This window comes from Flaviflexus equikiangi, from assembly GCF_014069875.1.
GTDB lineage: Bacteria > Actinomycetota > Actinomycetes > Actinomycetales > Actinomycetaceae > Flaviflexus > Flaviflexus equikiangi.
Map to the genome: position 1 here is coordinate 2228875 of NZ_CP059676.1, position 16025 is coordinate 2244899.

The following is a 16025-nucleotide window of genomic DNA, read 5'->3' on the forward strand; positions in this document are numbered from 1 at the left end:
CGCCGTCATGGAGTGGTACTCGAGAGAACTCACGGAAGCGGACGCCGTCTGGATCCTCGACGCTTTCCGCGGGGAGGACATGGCACGCCAGGGGACGGTGGTCGACATGGCGACAGCGGCCGAGTACATTGCCGCCGTCACGCGCCCCGCCACGCGCCACAGGGTGGCGGCCGAGCGCGAAACCGATCGGGTTCTGGCTTTCGTGGGCGCTTCTATCGATGGCGACAATCGAAGCGCATGGATCTACTACTGGTCGATACCCTCCGTCCGCGGCGCCCACATCACCTCGACGCTTGTCCGAGACTTCTCGAGCGATCTGCTGCGCGGCGGACTGGATCGCCTCGAGCTCGGCTTTCGCACCAACAATCCAGCTTCGCGGCGGGTTGCGGAACGCGCGGGTTTCGTCATCGAAGGCCTCGAGCGGGAGAAGTTTCTCATCGATGGGACGCGAGTCGATGTGGTGACATGCGGGAGGCTTCCCAGCGACCCCTGGCCCGCCGAAAGCGCCCTCCGTTAAGGTTCCACATTCCATCTATCGAGAGTCTCTCGGGGCCTCGACCAGCGCAAACGATAAGCGCCTGCCGTCGACCGTGCGCGTGAGCGCGCGGGCCGCAAAAGCACGAAAGGGTTTCAATCGCGGTTGAAACGGTCTACCCTGGGGAGGCAATCCTGTGTGCACTAACTCACATCACCGATGTGTTGGAGGAACTATGCAACGACGCATGAAGACAATCGCCGCCGTCATGGCGGCATCCGCTTTCCTGGCCGCATGTGGCAGCGACGAGGCCGACGACGAGACAACAACTCCCGACGCCACCGATGAGACATCGGAGGAAACCTCGGACGACAGCACGGATGAATCGACGGGCGGCACTATCGACTACCCCGATCTCTCCGGCGAGACGATCGATGTCGCATCGGACTGGTCCGGTGCGGAGCAGGCGAACTTCGAGGCCGTCCTCGACTACTTCGAGGAGCAGACAGGAGCTTCGGTCACCTACCAGTCGCTCGGCAACAACGTAGCCACTGCTCTCGGTACGCAGATCGAGGGAGGGGGCGCCCCGGATATTGCTCTCGTGCCTCAGCCCGGCCTGGTCGATCAGCTCGTCGATTCGGGAGACATCGTGCCCGTCACCGAGAACGTTGTCGCCCAGGTCGACGCGAACTATGCGGAGACGTGGCGGGACCTGTCCACGTACGACGGCGAGCTCTATGGCGTCTGGTTCAAGGCCGCCAACAAGTCGACCATGTGGTACAACGTCGGCGTCTACGATGATGCTGGCGCTGAGATCCCCGAGACGTGGGATGACTTCATGTCAACGCTGCAGCTCGTCTCCGATTCGGGCGTTCCCGGCCTTGTCGTCGGCGCGGATGTTGGGTGGCCGCTGACGGACTGGTTCGAGAACGTGTACCTGCGGACCGCGGGTGCTGACATGTACGACCAGCTCGCAGCGCACGAGATCCCCTGGACCGATGAGTCCGTCGTCGAGGCGCTCGAGATCCTGGGCGAACTGTGGGGCGATGAGACGCTTGTCCTGCCGGGCGGCGCACAGCGCTCCTTCCCCGATTCGGTGACGGCTGCCTTCACGGACCCGCCCGAGGCTGGAACGGTCTTCGAGGGTGACTTCGTTGCCGGGAACATCGCGGACCAGACGGATGCCGTGGTGGGTGAGGACGCCAACTTCTACCCGTTCCCCTCGATCAACGGCTCGGAGCCGGCCGTCATGGGAGCCGGAAACGTCGCTATCGCATTCAACGATGACGAGGCGACCATGGCACTCATGGAATACCTGGCATCCCCGGATGCTGCGAATATCTGGATCGAACTCGGCGGCTTCACGTCCCCGAACCAGAACGCGGACACGAGCCTCTACCCTGACGAGGTGTCTCTCGCGATTGCCGAACAGCTGACATCCGCCGAGACGTTCCGCTTCGACATGTCTGACCTCACGCCGTCAGCTTTCGGCGGCACCGAGGGCGCTGGCATGTGGTCGATCCTCATCGACTTCTACCAGAACACGGATGATGTCGAGGGCACTGCTCAGGCCCTTGAGGATGCTGCCGTTGCAGCCTATGGCGAATAAGTAGTGTGGCGGGGCGTACGAGAGTGCGCCCCGCCTTTCCACGCTCGAGCGAGGTACTCATGTCTGACACCACAACAGGGGTGAAAGCGCCCCGGCAGAAGGCCCGCCGAGGCAAGGCCCCGATATCAACCCAAAACAGATGGCTGCTGGGCGTCCTGCTCGGCCCCGCCATCTTCTTCCTCACCGTCTTTGTCGTCTACCCCATCGGATATTCCGTTGTCCGTTCCACGTTCTCCCGCAACGGCGAGAGCTTCGTCGGCTTCGGCAACTACGTCAAGATCTTCACAGATCCGCAGACATTCACGGCCTTCAAGAACAACCTCATCTGGGTTCTTGTCGCGCCTCTCGTCTGCACGGTCCTCGGCCTCATCTTTGCCGTCCTCATGGAGAAGATTGCGTGGGCAACGGCGTTCAAGCTCATCATCTTCATGCCGATGGCGATCTCGATGCTGGCCGCCGGCATCATCTTCCGCACCGCTTTCCAGCAGAACCCCGACATCGGCATTGCCAACGCGGTCACTGTCGCTGTCAAGAACGTGTTCAGCTCGGGGGCGCACTATCCGGATGCTCGACTGCGGGCAGGGGAAGAGTTCTCCGGCTTCGAACAGCAGGGCGGGCCAGGGTCCGAGATCCTCTCCCTCGGGGAGTTCGAGCCCGGCGATGTTGCCCTGATTCCCCTGATCGGGATCGCACCCGAGTACATCGGGTCGACACCGGCGGTCGAGGCGCAGTCCGAGGACGGGACCATCACTGGCACGGTTTGGCTCGACTTCGTGCGCGGCGGCGGCGGTGAGTCAGGCCAGGTCGATGCCGACAAGCCCGGACTCGGCGGCATCACCGTCGAGGGAGTGAACTCTGTCGGCGACGTCTGGGAGACCACGACAGAGGATGATGGGACATTCACTCTCGAGGTTGATGAGCCGCTGACGATAAGGGTCCCTGCCTCGAACTTCTCGGCCGGCCCCTCCGGTATCAACTGGCTCGGCCCTGACCTCATCACGCCCGTCATGATTCTCGCGTACGTGTGGATCTGGGCAGGTTTCGCCATGGTCATGATCGCATCCGGGCTGTCCGCCGTGGACAGGTCACTCATGGAGGCGGCGCGGACCGACGGCGCGTCCGAATGGCAGGTGTTCCGGCACATCACCGTCCCGCAGCTCAGCTCGGTTCTCACGGTCGTCATCGTCACGCTCATGATCAACGTGCTGAAGATCTTCGACCTCGTCTATGTCATACCCCCGGGATCGTCGAAGAATGCTGCGGATGTGCTCGCGACCCGCATGTGGACCGTGTCGTTCGGAGGCGGCAGCGATCAGGGCCTCGGGTCTGCCCTCGCGATCGTCCTCCTGATCCTCGTCATCCCGTTCATGCTCCTCAACATTCGCAACTTCCGGCAGGGAGGAAGGCAATGAGTACAGTGACAGAACCAGAGACGGAGGCGCGCCGGGGGAAGCCCCGCGGGTCGAAGATGGCGGGGGAACGCCCCACCACTCTCGGCGGCCGCATCGTCGCACTCTTCTCGAACTCGATCGTCAACGTCATTCTCGCCCTTGTCGCCGTCATGTGGCTCGTCCCGACAATCGGGCTCTTCTTCGCATCGCTGCGAACCTCCCAGGCGAACTCCACGTCAGGCTGGTGGACGGTCTTCGCCAACACCCACCAGCTGACGATCGAGAACTACCAGGCGCTCCTCGGCAATGACGCGATGATGCAGTCCCTTCTCAACACCGTCATCATCGTCGTGCCCTCCACCCTGCTCGTGGTCGCGATCGGAGCCATGGCGGGGTATGCGCTGGCCTGGATCGAGTTCCCGGGGCGCGACTGGGTGCTTATCGGTGTTGTGGCACTCATGGCGGTACCACTCCAGGTTGCCTTCATTCCCCTCGCCCGCCTCTTCGGCAGCATCGGAATATTCGGCACCTACGCGGCCGTCATCATCTTCCACGTCTCCTTCGGACTGCCGTTCGCCGTGTTCCTCCTGCGGAACTACTTCACGAACATCAGTGCCGAACTTCTGGAGGCCGCCCGTATCGACGGCGCGTCGGAGATGAGGATCTTCCTGAGGATCGCACTCCCCCTGGCGATGCCGGCCGTCGCATCGCTGGCGATCTTCCAGTTCCTGTGGTCCTGGAACGATATGCTCGTCGCCCTCATCTTTGCCGGGCCAGGATCCCAGCCGATCACGGTCGAGATCCAATCCCAGCTTCGACAGTTCTCGTCGAACATGGACATCCTGTCCACCGGGGCCTTCATCTCGATGGTGGTTCCGCTGTTCGTCTACTTCGCATTCCAACGCTACTTCGTGTCCGCACTCATGGCGGGATCGACGAAGTAGACCACGGACCGCCCCCTCGGGGGCGGTCCTTCTTATCTATGGTTGCGGACGCCCTACCAGCGGTTGCGGACGTCCTCCGCGAAGCCCAGCATCCGGTCGATCTGGATGACATGACCATCCACCGTGACGGTGCCGTGGAAGAACCCAAAGATCTGATGCGCTTTCATCGCAAGAACCCCCAGGTCGGTCACCGCATCGTGATCCCATAAGGGTTCGAGCCACAGGTCAACCGAGGGGGACTTGAGATGCCAGGGCTGATCCCATGCGCCGGGCACATAATCCCAGGCGATGTCCTCGTGGAGGGGATAGAGGCGCCCGTCCACTGTGATCGCATTCTCCCGCGACCCGGTTCCGTCCGTCCATCGGCCCCCGAACTGCAGACCAATCGCACGTGAACCGACCATGCCGCTGGCTGCCGCCCAGTTCCATTCCATCGCATACGGCCACCGGCCGCGGCCATGGTCGAGTATCGCCCAGGATTCCCCCGCTGGCAGGTCGAACCGTTCCCCGTCCACCTCGAGCCAGCCCGTCGCGGGCAGTGCCGTCTCCTTCACCGTGTACTGGAAGCGCGATTGCGACCATGGCACGACAACACCGAGACTCTCATGCTCGGGTGCACGGTGAGCGGTGACGTCGAACAGCAGACGAGATGGTCGAACGTCGCCTCGGGCCTGCCCTTCCCCACGCAGACGGGTACCCTGCGGAAGCGGATCGATCATGGCTCTCATCCGACCAGGGCCCGGCGGCAGGACGCGCCCGAAACGCATGGAGCCTCCCCTCGCAGGGCCGTCACCGAGACTCGGCGGGAGGACAGCGCCCCGAGCGAAGGGCACGATCGCCGTCACGTCGAGGCGCCTCTCGCCCTCCATGTCATACACCCACACCGTATGGGAGGCGACATAGTCGATGTCGCTGACTGTCAGCGATATGAGGTGGCGCGGGGTGGTGATCAACCAGTATTCCCACCTTTTGTTGCGCCCCCACACGGCCCTGCGGGGACCGTTGGCGATGCTGGAGGTGTCGTGCATCGGGTGTCTTGTCCACCCGACCGCATCCGGATTGAGCCCGCCTGTGGGCGCGACGAGAGGAACGGGTTGGGTCAGTTCACGCTCACCATCGCTCATGACCCGATCCTACGTGCGCTCAGATGATGGTGCGATGGAAATCGACCCACGAGCGGGATGCTGTGGGGCCCCGCTGGCCCTGATAGCGGGAGCCGTGGGCGCCGCTGCCGTAGGGTGCGATGGCGGGGGATGAGAGCTGGAAGAAGCACAGCTGCCCCACTTTCATCCCCGGATAGAGCTTGATGGGCATGGTCGCCGTATTGGACAGCTCGAGTGTGATGTGCCCTGTGAAGCCGGGATCGATGAATCCTGCGGTTGAGTGGGTGAGCAGGCCGAGACGCCCCAGGGAGGACTTCCCCTCGAGTCGTGCCGCGATATCGTCGGGCAGTGTCACCTGTTCGTAGGTTGCCCCGAGGACGAACTCTCCCGGGTGGAGGACGAAGGGCTCGTCCGATCCGACGTCGACAAGCCGGGTCAGATCCTGCTGTTCCGCGGCGGGATCGATCACCGGGTAACGGTGGTTGTCGAACATTCGGAAGAACTTATCGAGGCGAACATCGAGGGAGGAGGGCTGCACGAAAGCCTCGTCCCACGGATCGACCTTGATACGGCCAGCATCGACCTGGGCAAGAATATCTCTGTCTGAAAGGAGCACGCCTCGAGTCTGCCAGAAAAACAGCCCGGCGCGCTCCCTTGTACGCGTTCCGACTCTCCCCTGCCCCATTCCAGCTCGGCGCCGAGCCGCTTTGGTGTCGGGTCAAGGGAAGGGCTACAATAGGTCAGTACGCGGGTGTAGTTCAATGGTAGAACTCCAGCTTCCCAAGCTGGTAGCGCGGGTTCGATTCCCGTCACCCGCTCCACGTGACGCGACAGTATTCGTGTCAGCAGCCTGCGACTATTGTTTTCGGCCCCGCTAGGGTGGCCCTATGAAGCGCCTAACAATTCCCGCAGCAGGGCTCGATGCTCCCTCCGTCATCCTCGGGATGATGAGAATCGCGAACATGTCCGATGCTGAGATCAGAGCCCTCGTGCGCACAGCCCGCGACAGCGGCATCGACTACGTCGATCACGCCGATATCTACGGGAGGCGCCTCCATGAATGCGAGGAACGGTTCGCTGCCGCGATGCAGCTCGGCAGTGCGGAGCGCGAGGCTTTCACCATCCAGACCAAGGTTGGCATCGCAGACGGCTACTATGACAGCTCCTACGAGCACATAGTCCACCAGGTCAACGGTTCCCTCCGCGCACTCAGGACGGACGTGATCGACGTGCTCCTGCTGCACCGTCCCGACGCGCTCGTCGAACCCGAGGAGGTGGCCCGCGCCGTCTCCGATCTCGTGTCCGCCGGCAAGGTCAGGCATGTGGGAGTGTCGAATCATAGAGCCGGACAGATCGAGCTTCTTCAGGCCGCCCTCGACCAGCAGATTGCCATCAACCAGGTCCAGCTCTCCATCGTCCATTCCCCCATCATCACGCAGGGCATGGCCGCGAACATGGTGGGGCTGGATCAGGCTGTGGTCCGCGATGGTGGGGGTCTCCTCGACTACTGCCGCATCAACAACATCGCGATCCAAGCCTGGTCTCCGTTCCAGGGGGATCACTCGGTTTCACTGTTCGATCGCTCCCGCTACCGCGAGCTCAACGAGATGATGGATGGTCTGGCGGACAAGTACGCGGTGGATCCGGCCGCGATCGCCACCGCCTGGATCGCGAGACATCCGGCCGCCATGCAGACCATCGTGGGGACGACCCGGCCCGAGCGGTTGCGTGCCGCGGCCGCTGGCGCCGATCTCCAATTGTCTCGGCCCGAATGGTACGGGCTCCTTCAGGCGGCAGGATGGTCCATTCCCTAGTGTTAGAGGGACGGGTTCCTGCCTGCCACCGCGTCGGCGGCCCGGATGAGGCCGAGGTGGGAGAAGGCTTGAGGATAGTTCCCGGCAAGCCTGCGATGGTGGGGTGAATACTCTTCGGATAGCAGGCCGAGAGGGGAAGCTACGGCGACGAGCCTGTCCATCAGCTCCCGCGCTTCTGCCTTCCGCCCAGACAGGGCATAGTGTTCGACGAGCCAGAAGGAGCAGATGAGGAACGGGTATTCCCCTCCCGGCAGGCCGTCCTTGCCGGTTTCGGTCCGATAGCGGTAGAGGAAACCATCTGGGTCGACGAGGTCGCGTTCGATCCTGGCAACCGTGGACAGCATCCTCGGATCGTCGTAGTCGAGGTAGCCGACGTGCGGCAGCTGAAGCAGGGAGGCATCAACGTCGGTGGACCCGTAGGTCTGCGTATAGGAGCCGATCTCACTGTTCCAGCCGTGCTCTTCGATCTCGGCGGCGAGACTGTCGCGATGGTCTCGCCAGGTGTCGACAGGCCCATCGAATCCATAGTCCTCCACGGCACGAATGCCGCGATCGAACGCGGCCCACATCATGACCCGCGAATGGGTGAACTCTGACAGTTCTCCCCTCATCTCCCAGATCCCATGCTCCGGCCTGTCTCGGTGAGCGGCGGCATAGTCGAGGAGCGCGATCTGAAGGCCCCACGATCGTTCGTCTTCATTGATGCCGGCTTTCCTCATCTTGTCGAGAGCGACCATCACTTCGCCGACGACATCTCCCTGGAACTGTTCAGCCGCACCGTTGCCGATACGGACGGGGGCCGAGTCCTCGTAGCCGGGAAGATGGTCGAGCTCATATTCCGGCAGGTGTCTCTCCCCGCCGAGTCCGTACATGATTCGCAGGCTGTGCACATCACCGGCCAAAGCGCGCAGCAGCCATTGGCGCCACGCCATCGCACCGTCCGTGAACCCGTGTGCGATCAGTGCTTCGATCGTGAGCGCAGAGTCCCGCAGCCACGTGTAGCGGTAATCCCAGTTGCGTGATCCGCCGAATTCTTCTGGGAGCGACGTCGTCGGTGCGGCGACGATCCCGCCTGTTGCATGATCCGTCAGCGCCCGAAGGACAAGGAGTGATCGTTCGACGTGTGCGGCATAGGGTCCGTCGGCTTCGATGAGGTCGGACCAGTCATGCCAGTACTCCAGCGTGTCCGTCAGAAGCTTGTCATAGTTCTCGCGATGAGGGAGGGGGCCATAGCTCAGCGCCCATATCGCATCCCACCGGAGCGTCTCTCCCGCGCGGACGGCAAACACGCCCTGATGGGAGTGGCCCACAGGTTCGGGGAGCGGGCCGGTGAGGTAGACAGCGTTCGGACCCGCAATCGCCACGAGTGCCGGCTGACCGGCAAGGTCGACACGTTCCACCCAGGGGATCGACTCCCCATAGTTGAAACGAATACGGAAATCCATGGACAGTTCCACCTCACCCTCGAGACATGTCGCCTCCCGAATGAGATCCGACTCATCCCCGATATCGCCCCGGGTTGGCATGTATTCGGTGATCATGACCCTCCCGGTCGGAGTCTGCCATTCAGTATCGAGAACGAAAGAGCCGTCACGGTACGTGCGGGACACGATGGTGCCACCGACGGGGGCGAGTTTCCATGATCCGTTCGATTCGTCGCCGAGGAGTGCCGCGAACACGGCTGGGGAATCGAACCGCGGGAAGCACAGCCAATCGATCGATCCCTCCTGCGAGACGAGAGCACTCGTTCGCATATCGGACAACAACGCATACTTCTCAAGGTCAGTACTCACACGACCATCCTGACAGGCACCCACACCACACGTGCCCTATTCGGCGCTGCGCGATATTCGTGCGCACTGGGCCGAAAAGACTCCCTTTCGTTCCTTCCATCACATATCGTGGCGCCGATGGAACGCACTTTTATTATCCTTGGCGGCGCAGGTGATCTCGCCCGCCGGCTGCTCCTGCCGGGAATCGCCCACTACTGCGCCCTCACTGGCACTGACATCACTGTCGTCGGCGCGGGACATTCCTCCGTCGACGACTATGCGGGCCTGGTTCGCGATGCGACGGAGCACGTGGACGCACGGGTAGCGGAGCGCCTTGCCGATCGTGCGACATACTCGGTGACAGATGCGACCGACTCCCGCGACCTGTCTGCGCTCCTCGAGGGACGCGAGAACGCCATCCTCTATTTCGCGCTCTCCCCCACGGTCACGGCCGAGGCGGTTTCCGCTCTTCCTGCCCTCCCGCCGGGCATCACCCTGGCCGTGGAGAAGCCGTTCGGCACCGACCGCGAGTCAGCACGTCAGCTCAATGCGCGCCTGGCAGGCCTCGTCGACGAGCCACGGATTGTTCGGGTGGATCATTTTGTTGAGATGGCGGGGGTTCGGAATCTTCGTGCCCTGCGCTCCGCGAATCGACTCATCACATCCTCCTGGACTCCCGCTGATATCGCCGCGATCGACCTCGCGTGGAACGAAACAATCGGTCTTGAGGGCCGCGCCGACTTCTATGACGCAACCGGCGCCGCCGAGGACATGCTGCAGTCTCATCTGCTCCAGACTGTGGCCCACGTACTTGCCGATGGGGATCTTGCGCCGGAGGACATCCTGCGAGGAATTCGCGTGCAGGGAGAGGTCCGAAAAGGCCGATACTCTGCTGGGGAGGTGAACGGAAAGAGCGTCCCCGCCTATGTCGATGAGGACGGGGTGGATCCCGACCGAGGAACCGAAACCTGGTTCCGCGTCACTGTCGAGGTTGATGTGGACCGGTGGCGGGGCATCCCTATCCGCCTCGAATCGGGGAAGGCTTTCGGCCTCGACCGCGGGAACATCGTCGTCACCTTCCGTCCCAACGGTCCTCACCCTGCCAATACGCTCAGCCTCGACCTCCTTGACCACAGCATGGCGATCTCTCTCGCGGGGGCTGATCTCAGGGGCGGCGGCTCTGCAAACCTGACCCTCCATTCCGCCCTCGCACCTGCACCCCTCTCGGCTTACGGCAGAGTGGTGGAACGACTCATCGACGGTGACGGCGGGCTATCGGCCGACGCTGCCGTGGCGGGGTGGGAGGCTATGTCTCACATCAGAGAACAGCTCAATCGCGCACCGCTGGAAGAGTACCCTGCGGGCACGATGACAATTCCTTGAAGAATGAACCATTTCGTCCCAGACCCTCTCGATTCCCCGATAATCTGACAGTCACACACCCAAGCAAAGGAATGATCATGGCACAGACACGACGCTGGCTGACCGCATTGGGCGGAGCGACGGCAACATTTGCTGTTCTCGACGCCGCCTGGATCGGCGGGGTGGCGAAGAAGGTTTACGACAAGAACATCCCTCATCTCATGGCTTCGCAGGTGAATGCCGCACCCGCTGGTCTCTTCTATGCCGGATATCTCGCCGGCACGGTCTATCTCGCGGTGAAGCCCGGACAGGACCGCACGAGCGTCGAACGGTTCAGGGATGGTGCCATTCTCGGAGCCCTGGCCTATGGCACGTTTGGTTTCACGAACTCTGCCGTCCTCAAGGACTTCCCCGTCAAAGTCGCCGCGAGTGACTGCGCGTGGGGCGCTGTCCTCACGGGAACGACCGCCGTCGTCGCAGGCAAGGTCTCCTCGTAAGACTGGTGGGAGGCCCCCTGTGTGTCTCCCACCAGTGGGGGCGCCACATGCCGCCCGTTTGCCTCTCGCCACCGGGCTGTCATAGTGACAGACTCAGCAGGACAGGCATCGGCCTGCACCAAAGGAGTGGGCCATGAGAACGTTATCTTTCGCAGCCGCTATCGTCAGCAGCTTTGCCGTGTGGGAACTGGAAAGCCGTGGGGGCGAGACGACGCTCCTCATCGCGTCCGTCACGGCTGCCGTTCTTGCCTTCCTGGGCGCCCTGCTCCCGACTCGGCGGGCCCCGGGCCGAACATCGTCTCTCAGCCCGGACTATGCGCCGACGATCGCCCCCGCACCGCCAGCCGACTTCCTGTCCGCCTCGCACTCGACGCCTCGCTCGGCGGCACTGACCTCCGAGCAGCGCACCTCCGCGATCCGCAACGTGCGCGAGCACAGGAAGAACGATGCTGTCCGTGACGTGAAACGGTAGACGGGTTTGGGCACGAAAGAGGCGAGAGATCTTGTCGAGCGTCTCGAGAGAGGCCTCTGACCAGCAACTTCTTCAGGGCCTTCCCGTGCGGCGCACATCCCGGGCATCACTCCCCCGCACACCACTGTTCAAGAAAGACTCAGCAGGGCACAGTAGTTGTATGAACGCGACCACCGTCTCCGTGAGCACACGGCAGCGCCTCACGCTCGGCGCGAGCCTTCTCGTGCTCGGCGGTGCCACCGGAGCTCTCGTCGGTTTCGTCCTCGAATACGCTCTGTCGTTGACGACATTCAACGGCTTTTTCGGCGTTGCCGCACATCCGGGCGAGCCGATCGGGATTCTCATCATGGCAGCAGTCGGCATGATCCTCGGCGTCGTGGCCGCCTCGACGATCGTCGCCGAGTCCCTTCACGTGGAAGTCTCCGACGATGAGATCATCCTCCGGTGGAAGGGCGTGCACGTACGAGTGAGAAAGTCCCTGATCCACGCCACTCACGTGGGCCGCGACATCGTCCTCTACAGCAGGGCTGGTGCCGAACTGGCACGTGTGCGCCTGGCACCGGGCATGACCTTGGCATGTACGCTCATCCACCACGGCTATCCAGCCCCGACCCCGACCGAGTTGGGGGAGGGCGACTTCTCGCCAGACATGTCGGGTTTGGACGACAGGGATCAGCAGCTCGCTGTCGCTCGAGGGAAAGCCCTCCGGGCTGGCAATGATGACATTGCCGAGATCCTGCGCCGTCAACTCGTTGCTCGGGACATCATGGCGCGAGACCGCAAGACCAGTCGGACTGGCGTCATCACCGAATTTCGCCGCCTCCAGCCGATCCCCTCAAGGTCGGCCTGATAGTGTGACGGCGTGTCTCTCGTCGTCGCCGCCGCCATCGTCGATTCCTTCGATCATCCCCGCAGGCTCCTTGCCGCCCAACGCTCATACCCCAGCGATCTGGCAGGGAAATGGGAGCTTCCCGGCGGCAAAGTGGAACCGGGAGAGGATCCCCGGGATGCTTGTGTGCGGGAGATCGTCGAGGAGCTGGGAGTCCCCCCGACGCTGGGTGCTCTCGTGCCCGGCCCCGAGGGCGATTGGCCGATCGGCAAGCACACGATGAGGGTGTGGCTGGCGACCGTCTCGGATGAGCCTGTTCGCGGTACCGACCATTCCTCGCTCCGCTGGTGCACAGCATCAGAGATTCTTGGCCTCGACTGGCTTCCGGGCGATGTGGCGCTCGCACGCGTGCTGTCTCAGCGGCTGTCCGAGTCCCCGTGACACAAGCCCTCGGCCTTCCCGCACGAGTCGCGTAGAATACGGACATGCCCAAGATCTCCGCTCGGACCCTCCTCGAGCATCGCGACAAGACCAGGCGTGTCTTGATGGAAGCGCTCGAGGCTCTCATGACGGAGCGCGGCTTCCAGAACGTCTCAATGTCAGACGTCGCCCACCATTCCGGCATCCGCCGCTCCACCATCTACAATCATTTCCCCGACAAGGAAGCCCTTCTCATCGCGTTCGTCGAGGAGAAGACGTCTGCCTATCTGTCGACGACGAAAGAGATGCTGCACGGGGTTGATACGTCGATTGATCGGCTTCGGATCTATGTCCGCAGCCAGCTGCTTGCCGAGCGCAGCTATTTGATGGCTCCCGGCCCGCCTCTCAAGGATGTTGTCAGTCCCGACACCGGCATGAAGCTGGCTCAGCACGTTCGCCAAACCGCAGGGCTGCTCCGCTCCATCCTCGAGGCCGCCATGTCCGACGGCACGATACCGGTGCAGGACATTCCCACCGCCACCCAGATCATCAACGGCATCCTCGGCGGACGCCGCGTTCCCCGCACGGAACCGGAACGGACAGAGTTCTTCCTCTACACTGAGCGCTTCGTCATCCAGGGCCTGGGGGCGGCATGGCCCGAGGAACTGACCGATCTCGGACCGGTTCCTCCACCGCACTGAGCGGACTACCAGTTCTGCCCGGACCCTCCCCCACGGCCCCATTCCTGATCGTTCTGGCGCTGTTCGCGCGCCTCACGGTCACGCTCCGCAAGCTCCTCCTGCTGCGGATCGGGAGGCTCCTCGGTTCCCTCCGGCTCCTCGGGTTCGCCGCTCTCTCCCTCTGACGGGCTCGGATTGGGGCAGGTCTCGATCACAGCCTGAGCCTCCTCATCGCGCCCCGCTTCTGAATAGCCGAGATAGAGATTGGCCCTGACGAGACACTCGTACGAGTTGGGATCTTTCACTCCGTCGACGACCTCTGCAGTCGGAACCGTGTCGAGGGCCTGCTCGAGCTTCGCGATCCCGGAGAGATCACCCTGGGCGAGAAGGCCCGTTCCCTGGCCGAAGTCGGGACGCCAACGATCGAACGGCGAGATACGCTCCGCCGTCCCATAGAGATCGATCGCTTGCTCATAGTCACCGCGTTCATAGGCTGCGCGGCCCAGCCACATGCTGCCCCAGATCAGGCCGGCCCAGACCGCGAGTGCAACGATCAGGGTTCCCACGACCGCCGTTGCCCCGTGATAGGCCTTCACCGTGTCCTCCTCATCGACCCGATCAGCGGGGTGAGATACCACAGTTCCCACGCGACAAGGCCGGTCAAGAGGAGGCCGATGGGCCAGAGGATGGGTGTTTCTGTGGTTCGCCGACCATCGCCCGCAATGATCTCGGTGGGGATGTCGGCAACGAGGGCACCTGCACCTCCGGGTTGGGTGCGGTGGACGTAGTCGAGGCCCAGCTGTTCGGCCAGAGTCCTCAGGTTCTCGGGATCGATGCGCGAGATCGCATCCTCCCCTGTCTCGGGATCGGTGATGTAGACTCCTGCGTCTTCTTCGCCCCAGAACGAGCGGAGCATGGGGGCACCATCCTCCGTGCCATACCCGAAGACATACCCAGCATCGACAAGATCCGCGACGCTGCCGTAGTCGATATCGGTGTTCTCGGTGTTCTCACCGTCGGTGAAGAAGAGTGCGATGCGCACGTTCTGCGGGTTGTTGTCACGGGCCCGCTCGAGCGCGTCTCGCAGTGCGTCTCGCGGCCGGTTGAGAGAAGAACCGGCGGAATAGTTCGTTGATTCCCTCCGTGCCGCGTCAACCCACGAGCGGACGGCTCGAGCATCGGTTGTCAGCGGCAGCTGCTCGGTTGCCGTGGAGGAGAATGCGATGATCGAGTAGCGGGCTCCCGGGTTCGTGTCGACAATATCGGCGATATCAGCCCGGACGCCCTCGAGACGTTCTTCCGTGCCGTCGTAGTCCTGCGCCGCCATCGAGCCCGTCAGGTCAACGATGAAGAAGTACTCGGCATTCGTTTCACGTTCCGCGACCGGTGTCTGGTGGGCGGGTGTCAGGCCGAGAAGAAGGACGCCCGTCACCATGAGCCCGCGGCGCAGCCATGTCCGGCCGTCCCGGGTGTCACGCCACGCGAGAGCACAGAGTCCATAGAGGAGGATGCTGAGGGGAATGAACACCCACCAGGTCAGGGCGAACGTCATAGCCTGTACCGCCATCCCAATCCGACGAGAAGGGCGATGCTGGCAGCGGCGAGGAACGGCCACGGCCCAGGCCTGTCAACGATGGTCGTGACAGGGTCTGTTCCGAGGTCTGCCGCCTGTTGCGCTTCGATCTCCGCAAGGAGCTGTCCTGCCGCGTCGTCGCCAGCCTGGGCAACATATCCCCCGGCGCCTTCGATGAGGTCCACCATCTCGCGCGCCTGATAGTTATCAGTGCCGTAATACGTTTCGATGTACAGACCATGGATCGTGATGGTGCGCTCTTTCGCGAACTCGACCGCTTCGCGCAGAGAATACACTTGGGCCTCCGGCGTGGACACGTCGTTGTCGGTGGCCAGAATGATGGTCCGTGATCTCTCGGGGCTGTCGAACTGAAGCGCGCAGTTCACGAGCCCGTCCCCGACGAGAGAGGCTCCTCCCGTGCTTTCGAGGTACGTTCCTGCCGTGAAGTCGAGGTAGAGCTCGGGGTCTTTCGGATAGTCCGTGTAGGGATCCGCCTCCAATGCTCGGGCGCCCTCACGGAGAGTCTCTTCGATCAGCGGATAGTCGTTCGTGAGAGGGAGGACAACGCGGGAATTGGAATTCCAGATAACAAGGGCAACGCGTTCCCCCTGGAAGCTGTCGACCATTCCTGCGAACGCTTCCATGACGTCGACATCGAAGCCGAGAACAGAGCCGGACACGTCGAGACAGAGCACGATGTCGCGAGATGCCAGCCCCTCATCGCGCACCTCCACGCCGTGCGGGCGTGCCACGAGGACTGCCGCGGAGACTGAGAGGACACCGACACTGAGCGCCGTCAGCACCGCAGCGATTCTCAGCATCCTCAAACGAGCCCGGTAGCGCGGGAGGAGCCTGCCGGGAAGCGTGTGTGCCACGTAGACGGTGGGTGTGGGGCGTGTCGACCACCGGTAGACGACAATGGAGAGGAGGAGGACGGGGAGCAGGAGCGCCCACTCGTTCACCATGATTGCACCACGTCTTTCGCCTCCGCCATCATCCGACCCGTGTCCCCAACCGCCGTCGGTGCGAAGGCGGGCTCTTCCAGCCGGTGAAGCAGGCTCAGAAACGCCTCATCGGGCTCTGT

Annotated in this window: 17 protein-coding genes and 1 tRNA gene; 12 read left to right on the forward strand and 6 right to left on the reverse strand. The window is 63.0% G+C overall.

The annotated features are described in order from the left end of the window. Nucleotides 1–7 precede the first annotated feature (7 nt). The 4 genes from H2O75_RS10190 to H2O75_RS10205 all read left to right on the forward strand — a co-directional run bounded on the left by H2O75_RS10190 (nucleotide 8) and on the right by H2O75_RS10205 (nucleotide 4419). A complete protein-coding gene (locus H2O75_RS10190; RefSeq protein WP_182171645.1) occupies nucleotides 8–517 on the forward strand; it encodes a GNAT family N-acetyltransferase in 510 nt (169 codons plus the stop codon). 205 nt (nucleotides 518–722) lie between these two features. Further along, a complete protein-coding gene (locus H2O75_RS10195) occupies nucleotides 723–2084 on the forward strand; it encodes an ABC transporter substrate-binding protein (protein ID WP_220462735.1) in 1362 nt (453 codons plus the stop codon). 59 nt (nucleotides 2085–2143) lie between these two features. Continuing rightward, nucleotides 2144–3496, forward strand: a complete 1353-nt coding sequence (locus H2O75_RS10200; protein ID WP_182171648.1) for a carbohydrate ABC transporter permease — start codon at nucleotides 2144–2146, stop codon at nucleotides 3494–3496. Further along, nucleotides 3493–4419, forward strand: coding sequence for a carbohydrate ABC transporter permease (locus tag H2O75_RS10205; RefSeq protein ID WP_220462736.1), 927 nt, complete (start codon nucleotides 3493–3495; stop codon nucleotides 4417–4419). Before H2O75_RS10200 ends, H2O75_RS10205 begins: the two co-directional genes overlap by 4 nt. Nucleotides 4420–4472: 53 nt before the next feature. Here the strand turns inward: H2O75_RS10205 and H2O75_RS10210 are convergent, their stop codons facing one another. Then, nucleotides 4473–5543: a DUF2804 domain-containing protein gene (locus tag H2O75_RS10210; protein WP_182171651.1), complete on the reverse strand. Its 1071-nt coding sequence runs from the start codon at nucleotides 5541–5543 to the stop codon at nucleotides 4473–4475. A 19-nt stretch (nucleotides 5544–5562) separates the two neighbouring features. Then, nucleotides 5563–6138, reverse strand: a complete 576-nt coding sequence (dcd, locus tag H2O75_RS10215) for a dCTP deaminase (protein ID WP_182171654.1) — start codon at nucleotides 6136–6138, stop codon at nucleotides 5563–5565. A gap of 131 nt (nucleotides 6139–6269) precedes the next feature. On the opposite strand from dcd, the gene H2O75_RS10220 reads away from it, so the two are divergent. Together H2O75_RS10220 and H2O75_RS10225 are read left to right on the forward strand one after the other, a co-directional pair. Then, a tRNA-Gly gene (locus H2O75_RS10220) sits at nucleotides 6270–6343 on the forward strand. Nucleotides 6344–6409: 66 nt separating this feature from the next. Next, on the forward strand, nucleotides 6410–7336 hold the full coding sequence (locus H2O75_RS10225) for an aldo/keto reductase (RefSeq protein WP_182171657.1): 927 nt from the start codon (nucleotides 6410–6412) through the stop codon (nucleotides 7334–7336). Between the two features lie 2 nt (nucleotides 7337–7338). On the opposite strand, the gene H2O75_RS10230 is transcribed toward H2O75_RS10225, so the two are convergent. Next, the gene (locus H2O75_RS10230) at nucleotides 7339–9129 is read right to left on the reverse strand and encodes a glycoside hydrolase family 15 protein (protein ID WP_204736364.1); all 1791 of its coding nucleotides are present in this window, start codon (nucleotides 9127–9129) and stop codon (nucleotides 7339–7341) included. A 117-nt stretch (nucleotides 9130–9246) separates the two neighbouring features. Between H2O75_RS10230 and H2O75_RS10235 the strand changes: the two genes are divergently transcribed. The 6 genes from H2O75_RS10235 (at nucleotide 9247) to H2O75_RS10260 (ending at nucleotide 13389) form a co-directional block, all read left to right on the forward strand. Continuing rightward, the gene (locus H2O75_RS10235) at nucleotides 9247–10491 is read left to right on the forward strand and encodes a glucose-6-phosphate dehydrogenase (protein WP_182171660.1); all 1245 of its coding nucleotides are present in this window, start codon (nucleotides 9247–9249) and stop codon (nucleotides 10489–10491) included. A gap of 77 nt (nucleotides 10492–10568) precedes the next feature. Next, nucleotides 10569–10967, forward strand: a complete 399-nt coding sequence (locus H2O75_RS10240) for a DUF2177 family protein (RefSeq protein ID WP_182171663.1) — start codon at nucleotides 10569–10571, stop codon at nucleotides 10965–10967. Between the two features lie 133 nt (nucleotides 10968–11100). Beyond that, nucleotides 11101–11439, forward strand: a complete 339-nt coding sequence (locus tag H2O75_RS10245) for a hypothetical protein (RefSeq protein ID WP_182171666.1) — start codon at nucleotides 11101–11103, stop codon at nucleotides 11437–11439. A 160-nt stretch (nucleotides 11440–11599) separates the two neighbouring features. Then, nucleotides 11600–12289 carry a YqeB family protein gene (locus H2O75_RS10250; RefSeq protein ID WP_182171669.1) on the forward strand — a complete coding sequence of 230 codons (690 nt, stop codon included), beginning with the start codon at nucleotides 11600–11602 and terminating at the stop codon, nucleotides 12287–12289. A gap of 12 nt (nucleotides 12290–12301) precedes the next feature. Next, on the forward strand, nucleotides 12302–12709 hold the full coding sequence (locus H2O75_RS10255; protein ID WP_182171672.1) for a (deoxy)nucleoside triphosphate pyrophosphohydrolase: 408 nt from the start codon (nucleotides 12302–12304) through the stop codon (nucleotides 12707–12709). Between the two features lie 44 nt (nucleotides 12710–12753). Next, nucleotides 12754–13389: a TetR/AcrR family transcriptional regulator gene (locus H2O75_RS10260; protein WP_182171675.1), complete on the forward strand. Its 636-nt coding sequence runs from the start codon at nucleotides 12754–12756 to the stop codon at nucleotides 13387–13389. A 5-nt stretch (nucleotides 13390–13394) separates the two neighbouring features. Here H2O75_RS10260 and H2O75_RS10265 read toward each other — a convergent pair whose 3' ends face one another. From H2O75_RS10265 to H2O75_RS10275, 3 genes are read right to left on the reverse strand one after another with little or no spacing between them, the layout of a single operon-like run. Further along, nucleotides 13395–13964 carry a hypothetical protein gene (locus H2O75_RS10265; RefSeq protein WP_182171678.1) on the reverse strand — a complete coding sequence of 190 codons (570 nt, stop codon included), beginning with the start codon at nucleotides 13962–13964 and terminating at the stop codon, nucleotides 13395–13397. Next, nucleotides 13961–14935, reverse strand: coding sequence for a vWA domain-containing protein (locus H2O75_RS10270; protein WP_182171681.1), 975 nt, complete (start codon nucleotides 14933–14935; stop codon nucleotides 13961–13963). The genes H2O75_RS10265 and H2O75_RS10270 overlap by 4 nt, the downstream gene beginning before the upstream one ends. After that, on the reverse strand, nucleotides 14917–15906 hold the full coding sequence (locus tag H2O75_RS10275; protein ID WP_182171684.1) for a vWA domain-containing protein: 990 nt from the start codon (nucleotides 15904–15906) through the stop codon (nucleotides 14917–14919). Before H2O75_RS10275 ends, H2O75_RS10270 begins: the two co-directional genes overlap by 19 nt. Nucleotides 15907–16025: the final 119 nt, after the last annotated feature.